This is a genomic window from Thermoleptolyngbya sp. PKUAC-SCTB121 (assembly GCF_016919485.1).
GTDB lineage: Bacteria > Cyanobacteriota > Cyanobacteriia > Elainellales > Elainellaceae > Thermoleptolyngbya > Thermoleptolyngbya sichuanensis.
Map to the genome: position 1 here is coordinate 2,505,461 of NZ_CP070366.1, position 23,515 is coordinate 2,528,975.

Genomic DNA, 23,515 nt, shown 5'->3' on the forward strand with positions numbered 1-23,515 from the left:
ATTTTGTTTCCCTTTGTGCTCAACGCCTTACGGCATCAGAGGTTTGGCACGTTACCGAAGTAAGGTTAGTTAGCCAATAGGAGGTGTGCTCAACGCCTTACGGCATCAGAGGTTTGGCACGGGTTCGTTTATTTCCCGCAATTTCAACGGCGTAAAAGATATGTGCTCAACGCCTTACGGCATCAGAGGTTTGGCACCAGAGCGATCGCGTCACGCTGGCGGCCAATGAACTGTGCTCAACGCCTTACGGCATCAGAGGTTTGGCACCATATTTGTTTATTTACCATTGAATGCTAGTAAGATGTGCTCAACGCCTTACGGCATCAGAGGTTTGGCACTGGGGGCGGGGGGACGGTCAACGGAAAGACTCCGGAATTTTTCGTGCTCAACGCCTTACGGCATCAGAGGTTTGGCACCCCGCTTAACCCTCCTCCTCCCCAGACTGGGTTTAGTGCTCAACGCCTTACGGCATCAGAGGTTTGGCACCGCCAGCGCGAAAGACTCAATTCACCGAATTCCCGGTGCTCAACGCCTTACGGCATCAGAGGTTTGGCACCCCGGCAATCTTGTGATCGCAGTAGTCGGGATCGATGTGCTCAACGCCTTACGGCATCAGAGGTTTGGCACGCAGGCAGTAGCAACAATCGAATCGCAATGGAAGGGCGGTGCTCAACGCCTTACGGCATCAGAGGTTTGGCACCTTGCGCTTTTGTGTCCTCGATTTCGATTTCTTCTACGTGCTCAACGCCTTACGGCATCAGAGGTTTGGCACAATCTCCTTTAGATAGTCCTTTAACCAAGGGAGTTGCTCCTGTGCTCAACGCCTTACGGCATCAGAGGTTTGGCACAGACTACTAGTGATATCCATAATGACGAACGACCCAAGTGCTCAACGCCTTACGGCATCAGAGGTTTGGCACCCACCCGGCGAGGGAGCTCCCTCGCTCTCCAAAGGGTGCTCAACGCCTTACGGCATCAGAGGTTTGGCACGATCGATCAGGGCTTTTGCGACTATGCGTTTTTCGTGTGCTCAACGCCTTACGGCATCAGAGGTTTGGCACCCTCAATTAGCGGAGCGCAGCCATAGCGGATCGCGTCGTGCTCAACGCCTTACGGCATCAGAGGTTTGGCACATCCCCATTCCTCCTCTGCTTCTTCAATAATGTTTCGTGCTCAACGCCTTACGGCATCAGAGGTTTGGCACATCAGGGAACTGGTGTCCTCTACAGTGGCAACCGTAGGTGCTCAACGCCTTACGGCATCAGAGGTTTGGCACGCCCGAAACCCTAAACTTAAACGTGGGGGGAGCAGTGCTCAACGCCTTACGGCATCAGAGGTTTGGCACGCCCACCCAAAGCCCCCCCAGCTTTCGGGCAAATCGTGCTCAACGCCTTACGGCATCAGAGGTTTGGCACTCTTAGCTGAATAAACCGCGGTCAGAGTAACGAAAGTAGGTGCTCAACGCCTTACGGCATCAGAGGTTTGGCACCTGAGCGTAGGCGCGATCGCCGGATTCCTCCGCTAGTGCTCAACGCCTTACGGCATCAGAGGTTTGGCACAATCGCCCGATTGAACCCAGACTAGCCCCATTCCGGTGCTCAACGCCTTACGGCATCAGAGGTTTGGCACCCTCGATTTGCTGGATTTCTTCGACAGTTCCCACGATCTGTGCTCAACGCCTTACGGCATCAGAGGTTTGGCACCCCCTTAATTTTGAATTCAGGCATGGCAGTGCTTAGTGCTCAACGCCTTACGGCATCAGAGGTTTGGCACGCCTACGTTTACGGTGATCGATACCGAAATCGTCCCGTGCTCAACGCCTTACGGCATCAGAGGTTTGGCACTATTCATGGCGGTGTTGATCTCGGAACCGTTTTCCGCAGTGCTCAACGCCTTACGGCATCAGAGGTTTGGCACCCTATGCCCCCACGACAGACTACGCGATTGACGTAAGTGCTCAACGCCTTACGGCATCAGAGGTTTGGCACTATCTAACGTGACCGGGTGGTACGCTGCACTGCCTTGTGCTCAACGCCTTACGGCATCAGAGGTTTGGCACTTGGTTTGTGACATACTCCCGACGCTCATGCTTCGGTGCTCAACGCCTTACGGCATCAGAGGTTTGGCACTCGTTCTGCTAGTAGCTGTTTTTGTCTTGTGTATCTGTGCTCAACGCCTTACGGCATCAGAGGTTTGGCACTCGACAACCTGCGTCCAGCTTTGTCTAGAGCCGGAAGTGCTCAACGCCTTACGGCATCAGAGGTTTGGCACTCGCCCTACGGTGGAGCGGTGGAAGCCGTCCGCAATGTGCTCAACGCCTTACGGCATCAGAGGTTTGGCACACGAAGTTGCTTCATAAGTCTTTTTCTAACGCTAGTATGTGCTCAACGCCTTACGGCATCAGAGGTTTGGCACCGCAAACGTCTCCCTGGAAATCATTTCGTCATCTCTGCTGTGCTCAACGCCTTACGGCATCAGAGGTTTGGCACGAGGGCGATCGCCGCTTTGATGCCGCCTGCCTTCGTGCTCAACGCCTTACGGCATCAGAGGTTTGGCACGCGGCCCTCCAGGCCTGGGTGGCACGGCGTCCCGGGTGCTCAACGCCTTACGGCATCAGAGGTTTGGCACGAGACCAGAAATTCGCCGTAGTACGCCGTCAATTGCTGACTCGTGCTCAACGCCTTACGGCATCAGAGGTTTGGCACCAGAGGCTGCCCAGTGCGCTTGTCCTCAATCGCCTGTGCTCAACGCCTTACGGCATCAGAGGTTTGGCACGCGGGTGTTGGCATCGACTGAAACGCGCTCATGTCGTGCTCAACGCCTTACGGCATCAGAGGTTTGGCACACTCCCCAGGGCGTACAGACCGTCCTGCCCGTGGCTGTGCTCAACGCCTTACGGCATCAGAGGTTTGGCACCGGCGCTGCCTGCTGGACTACTACCCCTATGCGGTCACGCCGGTGCTCAACGCCTTACGGCATCAGAGGTTTGGCACAGCTCTATTTCCCGAACGTGACCCGCCAGGCTGCGCCGTGCTCAACGCCTTACGGCATCAGAGGTTTGGCACCTCCCCATCCACGACAGGTTGACGCCTAGCTCTTTGTGCTCAACGCCTTACGGCATCAGAGGTTTGGCACAACTCCCGTTTGCTTCCAGGTTCTGCTTTTCCACCAGGGTGCTCAACGCCTTACGGCATCAGAGGTTTGGCACTTGCCGAAAAGGTCGGCAAAATGTCGGTCAAATCCCGGTGCTCAACGCCTTACGGCATCAGAGGTTTGGCACCTTATTCAGCGCGTCCTGCGCCCCGTAGCCTTCCGGCAGTGCTCAACGCCTTACGGCATCAGAGGTTTGGCACCGTCGCGGGCTTTTTCCCGTGGCTTGGCATTCTGGTAGGGTGCTCAACGCCTTACGGCATCAGAGGTTTGGCACTTGGGAAGAACTGCCAGACGGGCGGCTACGGGTGTGCTCAACGCCTTACGGCATCAGAGGTTTGGCACAAACCCTCGTCCCGGCCCTCGTGCTGCCTTGACGGGTGCTCAACGCCTTACGGCATCAGAGGTTTGGCACCGTCATAGATCGATCGCCGGGGCAGTAGCCGCAGCGGTGCTCAACGCCTTACGGCATCAGAGGTTTGGCACGCTTCGGCTTCGGTAAGCCAGTCCTCGATAATGCTGTGCTCAACGCCTTACGGCATCAGAGGTTTGGCACTCAACCGTCGCAAGCTGCCCGGACGCAAGTTCTTTGAGTTCGTGCTCAACGCCTTACGGCATCAGAGGTTTGGCACTTTAACTCCAAGCTGTCAAAGCTAGAATTCAAAGGGTGCTCAACGCCTTACGGCATCAGAGGTTTGGCACGCTTGCTGGTGGGGCGCAAGTTTGGTTTTGAGCTGGTGCTCAACGCCTTACGGCATCAGAGGTTTGGCACGTAAACGCCAAGGTGCTGGTCGATATCGTGCCGTTCGTGCTCAACGCCTTACGGCATCAGAGGTTTGGCACTAGTGTGTATATTATTGCTGCTTTATTTTTACTTTCGTGCTCAACGCCTTACGGCATCAGAGGTTTGGCACTGTCCGTTTTCGTCCGGAGGACGCCAGACAGCCGGGTGCTCAACGCCTTACGGCATCAGAGGTTTGGCACCTATTTTTGACCAGTACAGTGTGGAGCAACTGAACCGGTGCTCAACGCCTTACGGCATCAGAGGTTTGGCACCGGGGAGTTGATACACTCCCCAGTCTCCTCCGGGCAAGCGGTGCTCAACGCCTTACGGCATCAGAGGTTTGGCACCGTTCCCAATCGTGAAAGTAAGGCAAGTTATGACCGTGCTCAACGCCTTACGGCATCAGAGGTTTGGCACCCCGTGGATGCGGCCGCCGGGGCCAGATGCCCCGGGTGCTCAACGCCTTACGGCATCAGAGGTTTGGCACCGCGATCAATTTTGTGCTGGCGCAGCCGCACAAACTCGTGCTCAACGCCTTACGGCATCAGAGGTTTGGCACCGCCCGGTCTACATTGATCTAGTGTGCCGCGGCAGGTGCTCAACGCCTTACGGCATCAGAGGTTTGGCACTGGAAGCAAACGGGAGTTTCCAAGTCGCACTGGCCGATTGTGCTCAACGCCTTACGGCATCAGAGGTTTGGCACACCTTGGAGGTGAGACAGGCGTTAACTAACGCATGTCTATTTCCGTGCTCAACGCCTTACGGCATCAGAGGTTTGGCACGGCTTATAACGAACCCTTTCGCCGGGGCGAATGGCTTTGTGCTCAACGCCTTACGGCATCAGAGGTTTGGCACACCAACCACTTAATTTCTCTACTCAAATGGTATCAGTGCTCAACGCCTTACGGCATCAGAGGTTTGGCACGCCTTTTGCCGCAAGCGATCGCCCGTGTGACAATTGTGCTCAACGCCTTACGGCATCAGAGGTTTGGCACTCAGCGCCATTGCGCGCACGTTTTCCGCCTGCGCCAGGTGCTCAACGCCTTACGGCATCAGAGGTTTGGCACTTTTGGCTTGACGCTGAGTGTAAGCAGCCCCGCCAGGTGCTCAACGCCTTACGGCATCAGAGGTTTGGCACGCGATCGCCCTTGTCGGCAGCACCGGCACGAACACGTGCTCAACGCCTTACGGCATCAGAGGTTTGGCACACCCAAACTGTATCTGTCCGGCTCCCAGAGACGCGGTGCTCAACGCCTTACGGCATCAGAGGTTTGGCACTTGAGGATCAGCACATCCTCAAAGCTCAGCCCATCCTCGTGCTCAACGCCTTACGGCATCAGAGGTTTGGCACGACTTGAGAAAGAGAAAGCGCTGAATAGATTTATTGTGCTCAACGCCTTACGGCATCAGAGGTTTGGCACAAGACCTCCATTATTGTTTGACGCCTGATCCTGATGTGCTCAACGCCTTACGGCATCAGAGGTTTGGCACCGACCCGCAGGTCGCAACTTACGCCGCTGGCGACGAGTGCTCAACGCCTTACGGCATCAGAGGTTTGGCACTCCACCCGCCAGTTGCCACGGGGATCTAGTCCTTGGTGCTCAACGCCTTACGGCATCAGAGGTTTGGCACATGAAGCATTATCAGCCACGCCGTACTGCACCCACTGATCTTGTGCTCAACGCCTTACGGCATCAGAGGTTTGGCACTTGGGACTGCTTGGATTCCTCGACCCAACATCCGGTGCTCAACGCCTTACGGCATCAGAGGTTTGGCACCACCAAAACGACCCCAACGCATTTCAATCAACCAGTGCTCAACGCCTTACGGCATCAGAGGTTTGGCACTGGGAGTGCAGTTCTAGCTGTTTTTGTCTTGTGAAGCTGTGCTCAACGCCTTACGGCATCAGAGGTTTGGCACGCGTTGCGCCGCAAAGTTTTGCCTGGTTTTGAGCTCGTGCTCAACGCCTTACGGCATCAGAGGTTTGGCACTTTTTCGCAGGAGCTTGTGCTGTGCCGCGTTTTCCCAGTGCTCAACGCCTTACGGCATCAGAGGTTTGGCACCTTTTTGAACATAAGCGCGATCGCGCTTATTGGCGTGCTCAACGCCTTACGGCATCAGAGGTTTGGCACGTGCGGTTGCCCCACGTCCTGAACCCCGTTCCAAATGGTGCTCAACGCCTTACGGCATCAGAGGTTTGGCACCTTGCCGGACAACGGCGTCTCCAGCTGCACCAGCAGTGCTCAACGCCTTACGGCATCAGAGGTTTGGCACTACTCGCTCTTTGAACGCGATGTCTTCCCGCTGGCGGTGCTCAACGCCTTACGGCATCAGAGGTTTGGCACGGAGCTGGTCAACTATGCGGTCGGCGTCAACCTGGATGTGCTCAACGCCTTACGGCATCAGAGGTTTGGCACCTGTGTTATTTTAAACTAGGGCACTAGCCTAACCTAGTGTGCTCAACGCCTTACGGCATCAGAGGTTTGGCACTCCTTGGCGCTTGATCCCAGCGTATTAATAAAAGAGTGCTCAACGCCTTACGGCATCAGAGGTTTGGCACGAAGACTGGCAGACTTTGAAAGCCAAATTCAGAACGTGCTCAACGCCTTACGGCATCAGAGGTTTGGCACGCAAGAGTTTGACGTCTTGATTTGATGCAGAACCTGGTGCTCAACGCCTTACGGCATCAGAGGTTTGGCACTAGCCTGGTAGAACCTAAATTCTATCGTGGGATATCTACAACTGTGCTCAACGCCTTACGGCATCAGAGGTTTGGCACCGAGACTATTATGAACAAGGAAACCATAGAAATCTAGCCTGTGCTCAACGCCTTACGGCATCAGAGGTTTGGCACATTTATCTCTATTGATAAAATCTGTTTTACGTATGTGCTCAACGCCTTACGGCATCAGAGGTTTGGCACGGGGCCGTGACAGGAGCGATCGGGGCTGTGGCTGCCCGGTGCTCAACGCCTTACGGCATCAGAGGTTTGGCACTGCAGCCGCGGCAATCGGTTGGGCCGAGCTTTTGAGTGCTCAACGCCTTACGGCATCAGAGGTTTGGCACGACCGATAGCCTAGGATTTCGGGGCTCAGAAAATAGTGCTCAACGCCTTACGGCATCAGAGGTTTGGCACCTCCTTGGCGCTTGATCCCAGCGTATTAATAATAGACTGTGCTCAACGCCTTACGGCATCAGAGGTTTGGCACCCATGCCCACCGTCAATGTGTGCTGAAATCGCATCCGTGCTCAACGCCTTACGGCATCAGAGGTTTGGCACTGATTTGGTGGTTTGAAAAAGAACCGCACTATTCAAGTGCTCAACGCCTTACGGCATCAGAGGTTTGGCACGGGGACTTGTTCAGCTCTTCAAACGCTGCGCCAAATTGTGCTCAACGCCTTACGGCATCAGAGGTTTGGCACTTTTCATTGGCCGGGATTTCCGCCAGCGCCCCCTTTAAAGTGCTCAACGCCTTACGGCATCAGAGGTTTGGCACTGACGCGATCGCAATTGACGAAAACGCCGCCGAAAAGTGCTCAACGCCTTACGGCATCAGAGGTTTGGCACTGAACGGTTGTATTGGGACTGCTTGGATTCCTCGACGTGCTCAACGCCTTACGGCATCAGAGGTTTGGCACGAGCCACGTTCTTATCTCTATCTAGGATAGGTTTAGTGCTCAACGCCTTACGGCATCAGAGGTTTGGCACACTAACTTCTGGCTGCCTTCAACCTTGAAGATCAGTCGTGCTCAACGCCTTACGGCATCAGAGGTTTGGCACGTGCCCTCGATTTCGATTTCGATTTTGATTTTCTTCGTGCTCAACGCCTTACGGCATCAGAGGTTTGGCACTTGAGTTCCAGCGGCGGGCTGGCGAAAAGGGCGGGGTGTGCTCAACGCCTTACGGCATCAGAGGTTTGGCACTGGACAAGGATGAACGCCAATGGCACTAGCCCCGCCAGGTGCTCAACGCCTTACGGCATCAGAGGTTTGGCACCTCTGCTGCAATGGCGATCGCCACGCCAATAAAAAGTGCTCAACGCCTTACGGCATCAGAGGTTTGGCACAAAACATGACCAAAGCGGACGAATGGCTTCGCCAGGTGCTCAACGCCTTACGGCATCAGAGGTTTGGCACCTCTGCTGCAATGGCGATCGCCACGCCAATAAAAAGTGCTCAACGCCTTACGGCATCAGAGGTTTGGCACAAAACATGACCAAAGCGGACGAATGGCTTCAAATCGTGCTCAACGCCTTACGGCATCAGAGGTTTGGCACAGGACGCTGACAAACAGGATTTGCAAAAATCCTTTGTGCTCAACGCCTTACGGCATCAGAGGTTTGGCACGTTATTGGATCTGTGTTTGATGTAAAATCTACATCGTGCTCAACGCCTTACGGCATCAGAGGTTTGGCACCAGAATCCCTGCACCTAGTGGACTGCCGATCGGCTGTGCTCAACGCCTTACGGCATCAGAGGTTTGGCACCTGTCCGACCCTAGGCATCCAGTAGAGGAAGTTGCGTGCTCAACGCCTTACGGCATCAGAGGTTTGGCACGGCGAGTTGCTCCTCTAGCAGGCTCCGGATCATTGTGTGCTCAACGCCTTACGGCATCAGAGGTTTGGCACAGTAGCGGCCGGAGCTAATCTGTCAGCCCCTACCGCGTGCTCAACGCCTTACGGCATCAGAGGTTTGGCACAATCAAACGGAGCGAAACGATTATGGCAAGCGCAATGTGCTCAACGCCTTACGGCATCAGAGGTTTGGCACGCATCCTCGACGCTTGCGCCGCCCCCGAAGCAAATGTGCTCAACGCCTTACGGCATCAGAGGTTTGGCACCTCGCCACCTTAATCGACATTGCGACCCGCAACGAGTGCTCAACGCCTTACGGCATCAGAGGTTTGGCACCGATCAAGTCTGCAAAACTGACTGGGAGAGTCCGGGAATGTGCTCAACGCCTTACGGCATCAGAGGTTTGGCACCACTAACAATCATGGCGATCGCACTTCCAACCATGTGCTCAACGCCTTACGGCATCAGAGGTTTGGCACTCTTCATTCTCGGCGTCCATCATCAATCCTTTAATCAGTGCTCAACGCCTTACGGCATCAGAGGTTTGGCACCACAGTCATCAAGCGATCGCCCAGTTTGCCGGTAGCGCGTGCTCAACGCCTTACGGCATCAGAGGTTTGGCACGCTGCGGCTGAAGGGGTTGGCGACGCCGGTAACAGGTGCTCAACGCCTTACGGCATCAGAGGTTTGGCACTTTTTTGCTTTTAGAGAAAGTATCGTATGAACAGGTTAGTGCTCAACGCCTTACGGCATCAGAGGTTTGGCACGCGATCGCCCTTGCCAGCAAAGCCGACCCGCCCAGTGCTCAACGCCTTACGGCATCAGAGGTTTGGCACTCACGATTCCGCAGGCCTTGGACGCAGTGCTGGATGTGCTCAACGCCTTACGGCATCAGAGGTTTGGCACTCTGTCCGCACCACGCAAGGACGAGAACAGGCAAGTGCTCAACGCCTTACGGCATCAGAGGTTTGGCACCCGGGGAGGGAATCGCCAAGATTACCAACGTCATGGGTGCTCAACGCCTTACGGCATCAGAGGTTTGGCACTTGGCACCTTTTCTCGGTTTGCAAAGAACTCTCGCAGGTGTGGCGGGTGCTCAACGCCTTACGGCATCAGAGGTTTGGCACTTGAGCTTGTAAACAAAAACGTTGTAGTCCTGGATGTGCTCAACGCCTTACGGCATCAGAGGTTTGGCACCACTGAAGGCAGTTCCACTAAATCGCTCTCCTAGTGTGCTCAACGCCTTACGGCATCAGAGGTTTGGCACGGCATTCAAGGCTTTCAAGGCTTTCAACCTTTCCATGTGCTCAACGCCTTACGGCATCAGAGGTTTGGCACCAAGGGCGGCTCGATCGGCAGATCTTAGAGAGCTGGTGCTCAACGCCTTACGGCATCAGAGGTTTGGCACCCATCCTTGCTGTTGTGGTGTCCAACAGGAATAGGGTGCTCAACGCCTTACGGCATCAGAGGTTTGGCACACAGGGACAGGCAGTGATGACCGCGATCGCTTGGAGTGCTCAACGCCTTACGGCATCAGAGGTTTGGCACGTTCCGTCGTATTCCTGCGCTCCGTTGTAGCTCCAGGAGCGTGCTCAACGCCTTACGGCATCAGAGGTTTGGCACCGATCGCCAAAGCAACAGAGCAGCTTCGCCGCGCGAAGTGCTCAACGCCTTACGGCATCAGAGGTTTGGCACCCACCCGGCGAGGGAGCTCCCTCGCTCTCCAAAGGGTGCTCAACGCCTTACGGCATCAGAGGTTTGGCACGTCTGTAAGGGCGTAGACCCTAGCGGCGCGCCCTGCACCGTGCTCAACGCCTTACGGCATCAGAGGTTTGGCACAAACACCCACTCCCCTATCCCGTAGTAGCGCTGGAGTGCTCAACGCCTTACGGCATCAGAGGTTTGGCACAGCCATAGCAGTCCCATCCGTAACGGAGGTTGCGACCATCAAGTGCTCAACGCCTTACGGCATCAGAGGTTTGGCACTGGCGATCGCCCGGCGGGCCGGGTTCACCAAGGTCAAGGGCAGTGCTCAACGCCTTACGGCATCAGAGGTTTGGCACGGCGATCGCCAGTCGAATAATATTTTTCTCATGCGCGTGCTCAACGCCTTACGGCATCAGAGGTTTGGCACAGCAAGAAAATTCATTGCCCAGTAAACGACCTTTGTGCTCAACGCCTTACGGCATCAGAGGTTTGGCACCGCTGTTTTGATTTTGGCGATCGCCGCCGCGCTGGTGTGCTCAACGCCTTACGGCATCAGAGGTTTGGCACTACTGCGGACAAGCCCTTCCCGAACGGCGGTAGATAGCGTGCTCAACGCCTTACGGCATCAGAGGTTTGGCACGCGTCCCATTATGACGAGCTTGCGGACAATGTCCGCGTGCTCAACGCCTTACGGCATCAGAGGTTTGGCACCGCGCTATGCAGCGAACAGATCCAGCAGCCTATCAGGTGCTCAACGCCTTACGGCATCAGAGGTTTGGCACCCAATTTTTATGATGATTTAGAAGCTGTAGGTATTGTGCTCAACGCCTTACGGCATCAGAGGTTTGGCACAGGTCGATCTCGCCGACCACGCGTCGCACGTCGTCGTGCTCAACGCCTTACGGCATCAGAGGTTTGGCACGTCAGCATGATCTAATGGAAGATGCGTTCTACCAGTGCTCAACGCCTTACGGCATCAGAGGTTTGGCACATGGCTGCGACAACAGGATGGAGGCAAATCGCTTTCGTGCTCAACGCCTTACGGCATCAGAGGTTTGGCACCCAGCAAGCCCAGGGCGCGAATCCCCTACCTGAAGTGCTCAACGCCTTACGGCATCAGAGGTTTGGCACGATCGAGGTTTGGGAACCGCGGATTGACCTGGACACGTGCTCAACGCCTTACGGCATCAGAGGTTTGGCACGACGCTGAACCAGCAGCGAACGCGTCCAAGTTCGGGGTGCTCAACGCCTTACGGCATCAGAGGTTTGGCACAGTGGATGCGATCGCCGCTGGCGTGACCGGAAAAGAGGGGTGCTCAACGCCTTACGGCATCAGAGGTTTGGCACTGTGGCACAAAATGGGGCGATCGCGCAAAACGGGCGTCGTGCTCAACGCCTTACGGCATCAGAGGTTTGGCACTTCTCCTTGTCCACGATCAGGAAAGCAGTTCTGTCGTGCTCAACGCCTTACGGCATCAGAGGTTTGGCACACCAATGCCCGTCGCCGCCACCGTCAGCGTCGGAGCGTGCTCAACGCCTTACGGCATCAGAGGTTTGGCACATGGTTGGAACAATCTGGATTCCATCTGACCCCGCGGTGCTCAACGCCTTACGGCATCAGAGGTTTGGCACTTTGGGATCTGGATTGAACGCCAAAACAGGCAGTCCGTCCTGTGCTCAACGCCTTACGGCATCAGAGGTTTGGCACCGGGCGATCGCGCTGAGCGAGTGGCAGGTACCTAAGTGCTCAACGCCTTACGGCATCAGAGGTTTGGCACCGGAGGACAGAGATCAGCGAGTCATTGCAGGCATTCCGGGGTGCTCAACGCCTTACGGCATCAGAGGTTTGGCACGTTCCGAGATCAACACCGCCATGAATAACTTTAAGTTGCGTGTGCTCAACGCCTTACGGCATCAGAGGTTTGGCACTCGCAGCGGCCCGAACTTTTCCAGACTGGTGCGGATGTGCTCAACGCCTTACGGCATCAGAGGTTTGGCACGAGCCAGCGCGCTACAAGTGCCTATGGGGTGGGCGAGGGTGCTCAACGCCTTACGGCATCAGAGGTTTGGCACAGCTAAAAAAAATAACAGACTTACACCTAACGACTGTGTGCTCAACGCCTTACGGCATCAGAGGTTTGGCACAGCTTGTTGCTTTACACTAGCAGACTCATTAACTGGTGCTCAACGCCTTACGGCATCAGAGGTTTGGCACCGGACATTCAGAACGGAGTCAACGTCAGCAGCAGCTAGTGCTCAACGCCTTACGGCATCAGAGGTTTGGCACGCTGGTCGATATCGTGCCGTTCACGCTGGATATTCGTGCTCAACGCCTTACGGCATCAGAGGTTTGGCACGACTCGCAAGAAGAACAACAGGAACAGAAAGAAGTTCGTGCTCAACGCCTTACGGCATCAGAGGTTTGGCACTGACCGCGGATAATCCGGCTTTTTCGCCCCTAACCAAGTGCTCAACGCCTTACGGCATCAGAGGTTTGGCACTGTCTAAGGGTGCCCTAACGGGTTCCCACTTTGGTTTGTGCTCAACGCCTTACGGCATCAGAGGTTTGGCACGCTTGGCCTTTCTCCTATCACCACCGTCCTACAGTGGTGCTCAACGCCTTACGGCATCAGAGGTTTGGCACATCTTCTCTGCCAGAGCCAGAGTTTCGCTCAGCGAGTGCTCAACGCCTTACGGCATCAGAGGTTTGGCACCGTGAAGCGGAATAAATCCCACTCCAATAGCGGAAGTGCTCAACGCCTTACGGCATCAGAGGTTTGGCACGCCGGATGCTGAAACTCTTGTCTAGCAAGCATCGCCAGCCAGTTTTGCAAGCATTGAATCAGCATTAGGACAACCTACTCATATACTCCTATTCTAGCCATCACTCAAACTCTAGACCAGCCGTTTTTCATGGGATTGGAGGCATACAAGGATCTGTTCAGACTTGGCATATCTTTCAGTCCAGCTTAAGACAAGGCTTTTAGCCGATAGACTGCCATGCTTCTGATTAACACGCACCGATCCTTGCATCAGAAAACACGGTGACAATCATGGCGGACTGTCCAGGCTTCAGGGCGATTGCATGACTGAATTCGTTCAACGCAGCGATCGCACAGTCCAGCAATGAGCAAGCTATCCTCCGGTGTCAAGATTTTCTCAAGCTCCCATCGCAGCTTTTCCCGATCGCGCTGCGTGAGGCGACAGCGAAAAATGGAATATTGCAAACTTTCGCCATAGCCCTTGAGCAACTGAAACGCTTTCCGCCAGCGCTTTGGGTCACGAATGTCGTAGCAAATCATGTAGTAGTTTTTGCTTTCTGCCATACTGCCCCCTTAGCGGATTACGAGTTGACCGAACAAACCGCCCTCACCAGACCATTCTTTCTCCAGCAGGCGCACCTCTAGCTCCAGCAAGCGACGATAGGTGAGGGAATAGCCAAGCGCTGGGTGCTTCCAGCTTTCCTCCTTACGCCGCTCATAGAGGTCTATGAACTTGCGCCGCCCGCTGTCACTCAGCCAAACTCTTTCTCCACGGATGTCAAAATCTACCTGAGCATCCCACTGGTTGCGGTTAATCGACCCCATCACCGCCAAATCGACAATCGGCACCCGAAAGATTTCCATGAGATCCAGCGCCAGCGGTGGAGCCTGTGTTCGTGGCTGGTGATAAAACCCAAGTGCTGGCTCCAAACCCACGATCAGGATGGCATTGACCACATCCTTGAGCAGCAGCGCATAGCCAAAGCTGATCAACGCATTAAAACGATCTTTGGGTGGGCGGCGGTTTCGGCTAACAAAGTGAAACTCTGGCGGTGCATTTTGTGACAGCATAGACGGCAGCGCTTGCCAGTAAAGAGAGGCCACATTGCCTTCTAGACCCAGCAGAGACTCTAGCGAAGTCGCCTGGGGCACTTGCTTCAACACCCGCTGCATTTGCTCAATTGCAGCATCAAGCGAATCCGTTTCTGTTCCAGAACCCCGCCTGCCGCGCATCAGAAACTTGCGCTGGCTTTCGCCACGACACATCACCAGCTTACGGGCCAACTCCAGGCAAAAGTCGGGATTGCTGAGCGCCCGATACTGTCGAATGCGTCGCTGGATGCTGCCCTGCCGTGTGTCCAGGCTGCCCAGATAGCGCCCACCCCCAGAAATGAAATGCACTCCAATTTCCTGCTCTGCACAGAAGTAAAGTGCTTGGGTAGACACCTGGGCAAAGCTGTGGACTACCAATTGACCCACTTGACGACCAGGCAAAGTAACTGGCGGCTTTTCACGGGGAGAAATCTTAAGCTGCTCACCGCTTTTGCCAACGCAGGTGCCCGCCTCTGTCACATGGATGATTTCTCGGTCATCATCCTCTGGGAATAGCCGAACCGGATTCCGCTCTGGGTCTTGAGTAAAGCGGGTTTCTTCAGGTAAGCACACAGGCACAAGTGAGCAGCGCACACATAGCCGTTCGTTAGTCGTAACAGGTGGGCGCTCAGTCGATTGGCGCAGTTCCCAAGCGCGTCGCACTGCGTCTCGAACCTCCTGCCGCCCGGCATCTGTCAGGGGCACCTTCACTACCACATTGTCAGCATGGTATCGGATGCGCCCTTCCTGAATCGAAATACCCAAAGCCGCCTCAATCAGGCAGGCATAGGCCAGGATTTGGATGCGATCGCTCTCCCACGCTTGGGCCTTACCCTCCCGGTCACGATAGCAGCGTCCGCGCTTGTGTTCGTAGGGAATGGTCTGCCCGTCGCGGGTGCGGAGGGCATCCACCTTACCCCGCAGACCTAGCTCGGCATTTTCTAGCACCAGTTCTTCCCAATCTTCGCTTTCGTTACGCTCTAACTCAGCATGCAGGCGACGACCTTCAAACACAGCGGAATCTTGGGTGTAGAGTTCTTCGACTTCTTCCAGATAAAACAACCGAGGGCAGTAGGCAAGCGCATGAAGCGCATTCACACGCAGCGTTTCTCGTTCGGTAGAATGAGCCGTCATCACATTTGCGATAGATTCAGACATGACTTTGAAATTCCGTGTGGATGATCGATTTCAGGTGTCAATCATCACAACATTCCGAATTCTATTCATTTCGGGATTCATCAGCCCGCGAATTTACGGCTTTTTCTGAAGAAATACGCCTGTATTTCAGCGCTTTTTGCGAGTTCATCTGCACTGTTCAAAAGGTGTTAACTCAGGCAGATCAAGACTATCTGTTCGTTATCCCATGCGCGTGCGAGTGGGCAATTGTCTACGACATCTTTAGCTTTCCACTTCGTCAACAAACACCTACCCCAAACAGAGGACAAACCTGGGCAAAACAAGATCTACTGACATTGTTGTAGGAAAGGTATAGTCCTCTATTGGGCGGTTATTTGGATGAAACCAGTAAAAGGCGATCGCCCCTCAAAAAATCGCCTGGCGGCATCTGAGGTGTTGAGGGGGATAGATTATCTAATTCAGTTGTCAAGGTTCAGAAACCTGGCACAGCTAAAGCTGTGAATTGCGAGGCGCTCGCTTGCTTTTGCTTTTGGTTACTGGAGCTTGGAGTTTAGGAATTGTGACCCAGCACTCTTCATGAAACTCGTTGCTCCAGCTAAACCGCTGGAACGTACCCTGCCCGGTTTGGCGATTGATCCAAATCGGTAGACTAATCAAGCCTCGGTTATCTTTGGTTAACCATCGTATTGGACCATCAGCCTCACGATAGACTCGAATGCCGTTGACTATCGCCCAGGATTCTCCCAAACTCAAGCCACCAAAGCGGGTGATCTGGGATGGAGTGGAAAGGGCGATCGCCACTCGGTCAGCTAGCTTAACTGTTCCCGCTTCCTCACTGGAATCAATTCGAACAACTGCCTGTAAATCCGTGAGCAATTCATGATGATTGGGCTTGGAAAACCGACTGGTAGAGTAAATCCCTTCACCAAACTTTTGAACCCGTTTCTTGTGATCAGTTCCACCATTGTCGAATTTATGATGCCGCTGCTTCCTCAGAATTCGAGAAATCGGCGGATCGTCGCCAATAATGCCAATGGCTAACTTTACTCCCCGATGTTTATCCATATCGATTTCCCCTACCAGGGACAGTAGGAAGCCATAGACGGTAGAGGGAGGTGGGTAGCGATAGGTTTCCTTAAAGTCCCGTGCAAAGCTGCGGGGAAAGCTAGTGCAGGGACAATCTAGGTAAAGCTGCATTAGGCAGGCACCTCCGTTTTCAGCAGTTCCTTAGCTGCAGCGATCGCCTCTTTCACGCCTCGATAAACCCTAACACCCAAAGACTCTAGCTGCTTACCATAGGGGGTATCGGCAATTTCGCCACCAACAAGAATTTCATCAGCCTTTACGTCACCAACCTCTACCAGCCGCACCAAGCGGGGACAGCCCACCGACTCACCAACTCGCTTGAAGACATCCATAATCCAAGGGCTAGGATCATCGGTAACACGAATGACGATGGACTCCGGGCGGAAGTCATACAAAAATCGAGCATGGTTACCACCCACATGACGCACAGCGCCAATGGAATCCAGTGCGAGTAGCGCGCGTTCTGGCTTCTTCAAACTCTCTGGAGTGAGGGCGACTGTGTATTGGTAAGCCGTGCAGTGAACCTCAGTGCTGTGGATCGACGTTTTGCCCTTTTCACCCCCTTTAGAACCAAAGGCAACATCACCCCAGTAGGGATCAAGACTGATGGCGCGGCTAACTTCTAGGGCACCCCGCCGCTTGGTTGTGGCATCTTCGTTGTCTTTGCCCTTCTTGGCATCCATGTAACCAAATAAATCATCGTCAATGTATTCTTCGGGGCTGAACTGTTCCTTCTTAAAGCTGTACCTATCAGCGTCAGAATTGAATGTACGGTTAGTTTCAGCCTCACAGTGATTTTGAAAATACTCCCGCAATCCCCAGCGAATTGCCTCTGCACTCACGGTGGTGTACTGGTCATTGCCGCGCGTGATTTTTTGCAGCGTTGACAGGGTGCTGCCATCTCCTTCACCTCGGTTGTTGGCAGCCACAGCAGTCGCAGTGACAATGGTGGCAAATAAATGCTTGGTCATGATTTGAGTCTCCTTGAAATTAAGTGTTTGGGGGTTGGTACTATGGTTAAATGCCCTCATCCCCTAGCTCCTTCTCTCAACGTTGAGAGAAAGGGAACCGAACCGGAAAAAGTCTTGCAGTTTCCTCCTTCCCTAAACCTGGGCTATTTGCCAGCCACTGGCTCAGGTTGCCTCCCTAATGTTTCCTTGTCTCAGAACAGTTAATGGAAATTAAGTTTGACACTCCCCTTCTCTCGAAATCGGGAGAAGGGGTTGGGGAATGAGGGATAGCAAACACGACAAAGGTTTCACCAAGCTTCTGTGTAGTGGATAGTAAGGCTGGGAGGGGGCAAGATTGACATAACAGATATTTTACTTGGGTGGCGATCGACTCAATGCTTCCTGATAAATCACATCCAGTACCGAGTTCAAATCATCAAGAACCTGCTGGTTCTCAAATCGGATCACTCGATAGCCGTAAGCTGCCATCTCCTGTGTTCTGGCAGCATCATAGTCCGCTCGATGAGTATGGATCCCTCCATCTAACTCAATCACTAACTTGCACGCTGGACAATAAAAATCAGCAATGAAGTTGCCAACAGGATGTTGACGACGAAAACGCAAGCCATGCAGCTTTTTATTTCTCAGTACCTCCCATAAGCGAGATTCTGCTGGGGTTTGGTGTTTTCTGAGATGCTTGGTGGCCTGCTCAATATTTGGCGTAGTGCCACGAATGCGGTTGAACGTCTTCTTTACCATGTCAAGCCTTGATTGGTAATGGTAGGTTTTACACACTTATCGAAAACATCTCAGCCTCATCTCCTTCTGGTTCAGCAGAAGATTCAATTGGAACTTCTGCTCCATCAAGGGCATCTCCTTTCTTGCTGGTGTAGGTGGCAATCGCTAGCAGCACGAGATCCCGTGCCCGTCGCCAGTTTTCCTCCCGGTGTACCCAGTGAAAAATCTGAGGTCCCTTATCACGTGCCGCTTTGCTACGAAACTGGCTCAAGAAATCCACCAATGCTGTGGCAAATTCCTGCTGTGTGCTAGGACGTTGAAATCGATAGATGACCTTATCCGTCACTTGCCCATAATCCAAGGAACGACCTTGTTTTTGAGCTTGCTGAATCTGTCCGGACAGGTATTTGCTAAACGCGCCCTGCACCACATCAAACAGCACTTGTTCTTCCGCATTCAAGTATTCAGTCATTGTTACCAATCCTTTGCGTTCATAGACTTCGTTACGTTTACGAAACTCAAAAAAGCCTGCATACCAGGGTTTGCCAGCAATCAAGTTGTCACAAATCCAAGGCAGTATTTTAGACACAGCCAGCCAGGTTTCTCCGTTTTCGGTTTGTCGAACGAGTGCTGGAAAGACCTGCCGTGCTACTTCATACAAATGCAGCACTTCATCAGTGACCTGCACGCGATACACCGCCTGTTTCAGGTAAGATTGCTGAGCATCCCAAACCTGCTTGCCCAATTGATAAACTTCGCAGTAGTTCACCCGAAACTGTTGGGCTTCTTCCACAACTTTCTCTTGCAACAGAAAGTGCAAGGCAGATTCTCCGGCACCACTGCTGCAAAAGTCTCGATAGGTGCGCCCTGGCATGGCTCGACGACTGTTGACCCAGTGCGTCAAGTTTTGAACATCAGGAATGACCAATGCTGACCGTCCTGACAGTTTGCCTCCAACAGTTTGAGGTGGCAATTTGTAGTAGCCGCAGGCAAGGGGCAGAAACAGCAAGGCCAGAAAACCTTCGGGGGATTCCTGATAAGGTCCATTGACATAGCATTCCACCAAGCCGGGTAAATGATTCCCCTTTAGTGCAATTTCTTTCTTGAAGGCACCCTTATTGTTAAAGGCATCCTTCATCTCACTGGTGTAATAGCAGCTTAACAATGGCTTCACATTAATCTGAATTTCTGGCTGATCTGGATCAATCAAGAATGTGCGGGTTATAGAAGCACTATCTAGTTTTCGCTGTTGTGAGTGCTGGAGAAAGGTCGATAACAGACCCTGAGTGAAGGTATATTGTCCCTGCTCATCTAGCTTGAGGGCAGGAACTTCCAGATAACCTTGATTATTAATCCGATAGGTTTGATCAAGTAGCCATTTCACAACGGCTTGATCACTCCCTTCCCATTGCAGTTCAACTGCCTCATTGGTGATCTCCCATTTCAATGGCGCTTGGTCACGTTGGTTTTCCAGTTCGGATAGCGCTAGGGCTAACCCTGCAACCCCTGCCCGATGGGGTAAGAGAAAGTTTGGATCAAAGATTGATAAGGTAAATTGACTCAAAATCTCACCTCCTACTTGAGTTCAAACGCACCGAATTCTGGATCATAGCCCCACTGATCCTTGGGGGCGATGAGATACCCCTTCTTGTGGCGCGGCCAACCTTTGATGTTCTTGTTGGGTAAGGGAACGGTATATCGGGGCAGTTCACTCGATTTGAGCTGGGCAATTTCTGCCTGATCCTGTTCGAGCAGTGCGGTTACGGTATGGCGCGCTTCACGCAAGGGCGCAGGGTACGTTTTCCATTTGCCATCTAGCCAGACAAAGTGATTTTTCGGTGTGCCTTGAATGTTAAGTTTCTCCAGCCAGACAGCCAGTTGTGCCTGATTGACTTCACCAGAAAACCCTCGCACCAGCTTCAAGCCTTCATCTAGCTTATCTGCGCTGTAGGGAAAACCTACCTTGCTGTAGGGAAAACCTACCTTGTCGTCGGGGTAAAAGAGCGCATCCAACGCATGACCACAGTACTGGCGGTTGAGCCGCCCCAACCGCTGGATTAAACCTGCGGGGTCGGCAATTTGAGTCACCAGGAGTGTTGCGGACAAGTCCAGTGACATTTCTGCTACTTGCGTGGTGACCGCCAGGACGGGCTGATTTTGTTTGAAGGCATCCACGACTGCCCGATGGTGTTCGACGCGATCGCCATAGCGAAAGCGACTGTGGTAGAGCAGGGGTCGAAGTCCCCAAGCTTTGGCTTGCTGATAGACAGCGATCGCCGTATTCACCCGGTTGCACACCCACAGAACTTTACCGCCGTTAGCCAGTTCCTGCTTGACACGCTCCCAGTCCGGCTGTGCTCGCTCATGGAACCGGTAGCGGAGCAGGTGTTCAATATCCTGGGGGCCCTGGATAATCTCAATAGGCTCTCCCACTGCCTTCCGAATTGCCTCCACCTGCGCCGGTAAAAACGAGGCAGACATGAGTAAAATTGGCGCTTTAACGACGTTGAGAAATCGCAGCAAAGCTCCGAATAATGCGTCATCGTAGCAGTGGACTTCATCAAAGACAAAGGCAGCATTGGTGATCGCTGGAAAGCAATACAACGGGCGGCGATTGCATTGCAGTAATCCCAAGACCGTATCAACGGTGCAAACATTGACCTTTGCTCCCCAAGCTTTGAACGAGTCTAGCTTCTGTGCAGCCTCGTTAATTTCTCCATCGCCATTTTCCACTTCCTCACCCGTGCAGGCCAGCTCCAAATCAACGGCTGAGCGAGAGTGCAAAAGCTCTGCTTCCACTTGGTTGTGCACATAGTCCAGAAAGCCCTCTGTGCTAGTACCCGTTGTTGGGTAACAAAAGAACAACTTGCGTCCAATGGCATGGCGCTGTGCCCAGTTGTAAGCTCCCAGGGTTTTACCCGTGCCACATCCTGCCCGCGCCATCGTCACCCGCATAGACTTTTCCTTTAGATCAACCTGGAACTGCCGCAGCGGATTATTGCCTCGCCGTGCGTCAATGACCCGCTGGAGATCAGCTTCTGTCAGGGTATTCGCCAATTCTTCTTGAACCCATTGCTGAATGTTGATCGCAACCTGTGCTGACGCTGAACCAATTGCATCGCCTGCTACAAGTAATGCTTTGATCACCGCTAGGAATGTAGTATCTGGCTCCCAATCCGCCAACGCATTGAGGACTGCCTGACGTTTTTCTCGCTTGATTTCGTGAATCTCCCATCGCTGCGAGAACCGAAAGGGGGGAATTTCTCGAGGTAGCCCCAGTGTTCTGACTCCATAGCGAATCAGCTTGCGGAAGTAAGGATGATGAACATACCAGTAGAGGCAGGTATCTCCAGTGCCTTCTCGAACTTCCCCCAGTTCACTGGTGTCTCGACCCTGCTTACCACCTAGCTTGAGGTGATGCCCACCCGCAGCGGCGATCGCCGTCATCAAGTCAGCATTTGGACACTGACTCAGCCAATCTCGAAACTCCCAGGCTAGCAATACAGAAGCCACTTCATGACGAATCATCTGCGGATATTGCAGTGGGTTGCGCCGATATTGGGCAGGCAGTGAGGTCAGATCATTTCTCACAACCATCTGGAAGTGGTCATTGGCTTTGCCCCAGTCATGTAGATAAGCCGCCAATTGCGCAGTAGCTCGCAGGGTTTCAAAATCACGGCTTAATCCAAACTGCTGGAGCAAATTTGGGCCTAAGGTATCAACCAGGGTTGTCACTGACTCTACAACTGCTGCCGTGTGGCCGACCAGATGATGGGTTCCTTTCCAGTCAGGATTTCCTGGTAGCGAGGATTTTGCTAGAAGAATATCTGGTTCTAGCTTCGGTGGTGTGGAATTAGGCGGCATCTAAACCCTCCTTCACTGGGTAAAACCAACCGCAGCCAAAATGCTGCCGTCCACCTAATCCGTGCCATTGCAGCTTCAACGAGTCCTCAGCACTCAGGTTCTCAACAACTACGCTGTAGCCCACGACTTTTTTGCCCTTAATTTGTAAGCTGCGCCTAGCCAAATCACCATTGGCATCACTGGGAATAAACGCTTTCCCACTAATTTCCAATTGTTTTAACCCCTTTTGGCAGGACTCTAGAAAATATCGAGGTACGTCCGCATGGTCAATAGCACTCAGCTTAAACGTCACCAGTCGCGCAGCTAGCACTTCACTGGGCTCCGGTAGAGTAATTCGTGGGCGCACCAGCCGAATCAGATGTCCACGAATATCCAACACCTGATTTTGCAAGCTCCGATACCAGATTTGAACCTGTTCCGATGGACATCTCAACCGAAAGCGAGAGTATCGATTCAGATAGATCATGCCGACCCGATCCGGTATCCCTGGAATGCTGGATAGTCGAACCTCAGGTGGTAAATCACCAAGGCATGACCGCTCTTCAGCTCCTTGCAGCAATTGCTTAACTGCAGAATAGAAGGCATACCCATGATCTGCAGGCAATGTTTTGCCAATGATTGCGAATTGAATTTCTAGAAAGTTCACGTTTTTTCTCCCTCAAACTACTCTTTCGTTGTTCCGTTGCATTGGTTTAAGAATTTTGAATAATTGCAGTTCATCTGTTCTACCTCCTCCCGCACCAACTTCACCAACTCTGGCGGCTCTAGCACCTTTGCGCCCTTGCCATAACCCAGCACCCATCGCTTCAGGTCATTCAGCCCACGCACCACCATTCGCAGGGTCAGCGAGCCGTCCGGGTGTTCCTGAATCGCCTGCGTCGGATGCCAGCGGCGCTCACGAATATACGGAGCCGTCGGTGCATCAAACCAAATCGCCACAGGCAGGGGCACCCCACCCGCCTCATGTTGAAAAATCATCTCCAGGTGGTCTTTGGCATCAAAGCTGGGGTCAGGTACAAAGGTTTTGCCCAACACTTGAAGCCGCTTAATCCGGTCTACTCGAAACCAGCGAATCTCCTGACGTTTGTGGCAATAGCCAATCACGTAGGGATTGGTGCCCCGGTAGATGTGCAGTACATAGGGGTCGAGCTTGCGGTCTGAGGTGGCATTACGCCCAGCGGTGTAGTAGGTCATCTCCACCGTTTTGTGGGTTTGGCAGGCTTCTTCAAGCTGATGCCAAATGTCCGGGTCGAGGTTGATTTCTGCTCCGGAGCGAAACAAGATGCGTTCTTCAGCCACCTGCTGGAGATCGACCCAGGTTTGTTCAGGCAACCGCTCGGCTAACCGGGCGATCGCCGACCGAAGATCCTGAGCATAGGCAGACCCACCATACACCTCCAGCATCCTGGCTCCCAGTGTCAGCGCAAACAGTTCTCCCTTTGATAAGGTGATGGTCGGCAGCCGCCATGCCGAGTCGGTGTAATGAAATCCCTTGGACTTGCTGAACTCCAGTGGTGCACCGTAGCGATCGCGCAAGAAAGCAATATCGTTCCGCACTGTGCGCTCACTCACCTCCAGCCGCTGCGCCAGCATTTCCGCCGTCCAGCGCTGCCCAGACCGCAGACATTCATCCAGTTGTAGGAGCCGCTCCAGATGGCGAGACATGGCAAC

The 23,515-nt window shown here is 53.5% G+C and carries 9 protein-coding genes and 1 CRISPR repeat array (1 of these 10 only partly in view); all 9 genes read right to left on the minus strand.

Annotated features, from left to right (window positions below; genetic code table 11):
* A CRISPR array of direct repeats spans window positions 1–12,999; the repeat unit is 35 nt; unit sequence GTGCTCAACGCCTTACGGCATCAGAGGTTTGGCAC (it extends 9,188 nt beyond the left edge of the window).
* Window positions 13,000–13,247: 248 nt separating this feature from the next.
* On the minus strand, window positions 13,248–13,541 hold the full coding sequence (gene cas2 / locus JTM80_RS10500; RefSeq protein ID WP_205371142.1) for a CRISPR-associated endonuclease Cas2: 294 nt from the start codon (window positions 13,539–13,541) through the stop codon (window positions 13,248–13,250).
* Between the two features lie 9 nt (window positions 13,542–13,550).
* Entirely contained in the window at window positions 13,551–15,227 is a 1,677-nt protein-coding gene (locus tag JTM80_RS10505) for a type I-MYXAN CRISPR-associated endonuclease Cas4/Cas1 (protein ID WP_225906820.1), read from the minus strand.
* A 468-nt stretch (window positions 15,228–15,695) separates the two neighbouring features.
* Window positions 15,696–16,403: a CRISPR-associated protein Cas5 gene (gene cas5, locus JTM80_RS10510; protein ID WP_205371144.1), complete on the minus strand. Its 708-nt coding sequence runs from the start codon at window positions 16,401–16,403 to the stop codon at window positions 15,696–15,698.
* Window positions 16,403–17,263 (minus strand): type I-B CRISPR-associated protein Cas7/Cst2/DevR, encoded by an 861-nt coding sequence (gene cas7i / locus JTM80_RS10515; protein WP_205371337.1) that lies wholly within the window; start codon window positions 17,261–17,263, stop codon window positions 16,403–16,405. The genes cas5 and cas7i overlap by 1 nt, the downstream gene beginning before the upstream one ends.
* Window positions 17,264–17,614: 351 nt before the next feature.
* Entirely contained in the window at window positions 17,615–18,001 is a 387-nt protein-coding gene (locus JTM80_RS10520) for an endonuclease domain-containing protein (RefSeq protein ID WP_205371146.1), read from the minus strand.
* Window positions 18,002–18,029: 28 nt separating this feature from the next.
* Entirely contained in the window at window positions 18,030–19,544 is a 1,515-nt protein-coding gene (gene cas8a1, locus JTM80_RS10525; protein WP_205371148.1) for a type I-MYXAN CRISPR-associated Cas8a1/Cmx1, read from the minus strand.
* Between the two features lie 11 nt (window positions 19,545–19,555).
* Window positions 19,556–21,844 carry a CRISPR-associated helicase Cas3' gene (gene cas3 / locus JTM80_RS10530; protein ID WP_205371149.1) on the minus strand — a complete coding sequence of 763 codons (2,289 nt, stop codon included), beginning with the start codon at window positions 21,842–21,844 and terminating at the stop codon, window positions 19,556–19,558.
* Complete coding sequence (gene cas6, locus JTM80_RS10535; RefSeq protein WP_205371150.1) at window positions 21,834–22,490, minus strand: type I-MYXAN CRISPR-associated protein Cas6/Cmx6; 657 nt, start codon at window positions 22,488–22,490, stop codon at window positions 21,834–21,836. The genes cas3 and cas6 overlap by 11 nt, the downstream gene beginning before the upstream one ends.
* 17 nt (window positions 22,491–22,507) lie before the next feature.
* Complete coding sequence (locus tag JTM80_RS10540; RefSeq protein WP_205371151.1) at window positions 22,508–23,509, minus strand: YafY family protein; 1,002 nt, start codon at window positions 23,507–23,509, stop codon at window positions 22,508–22,510.
* Window positions 23,510–23,515: the final 6 nt, after the last annotated feature.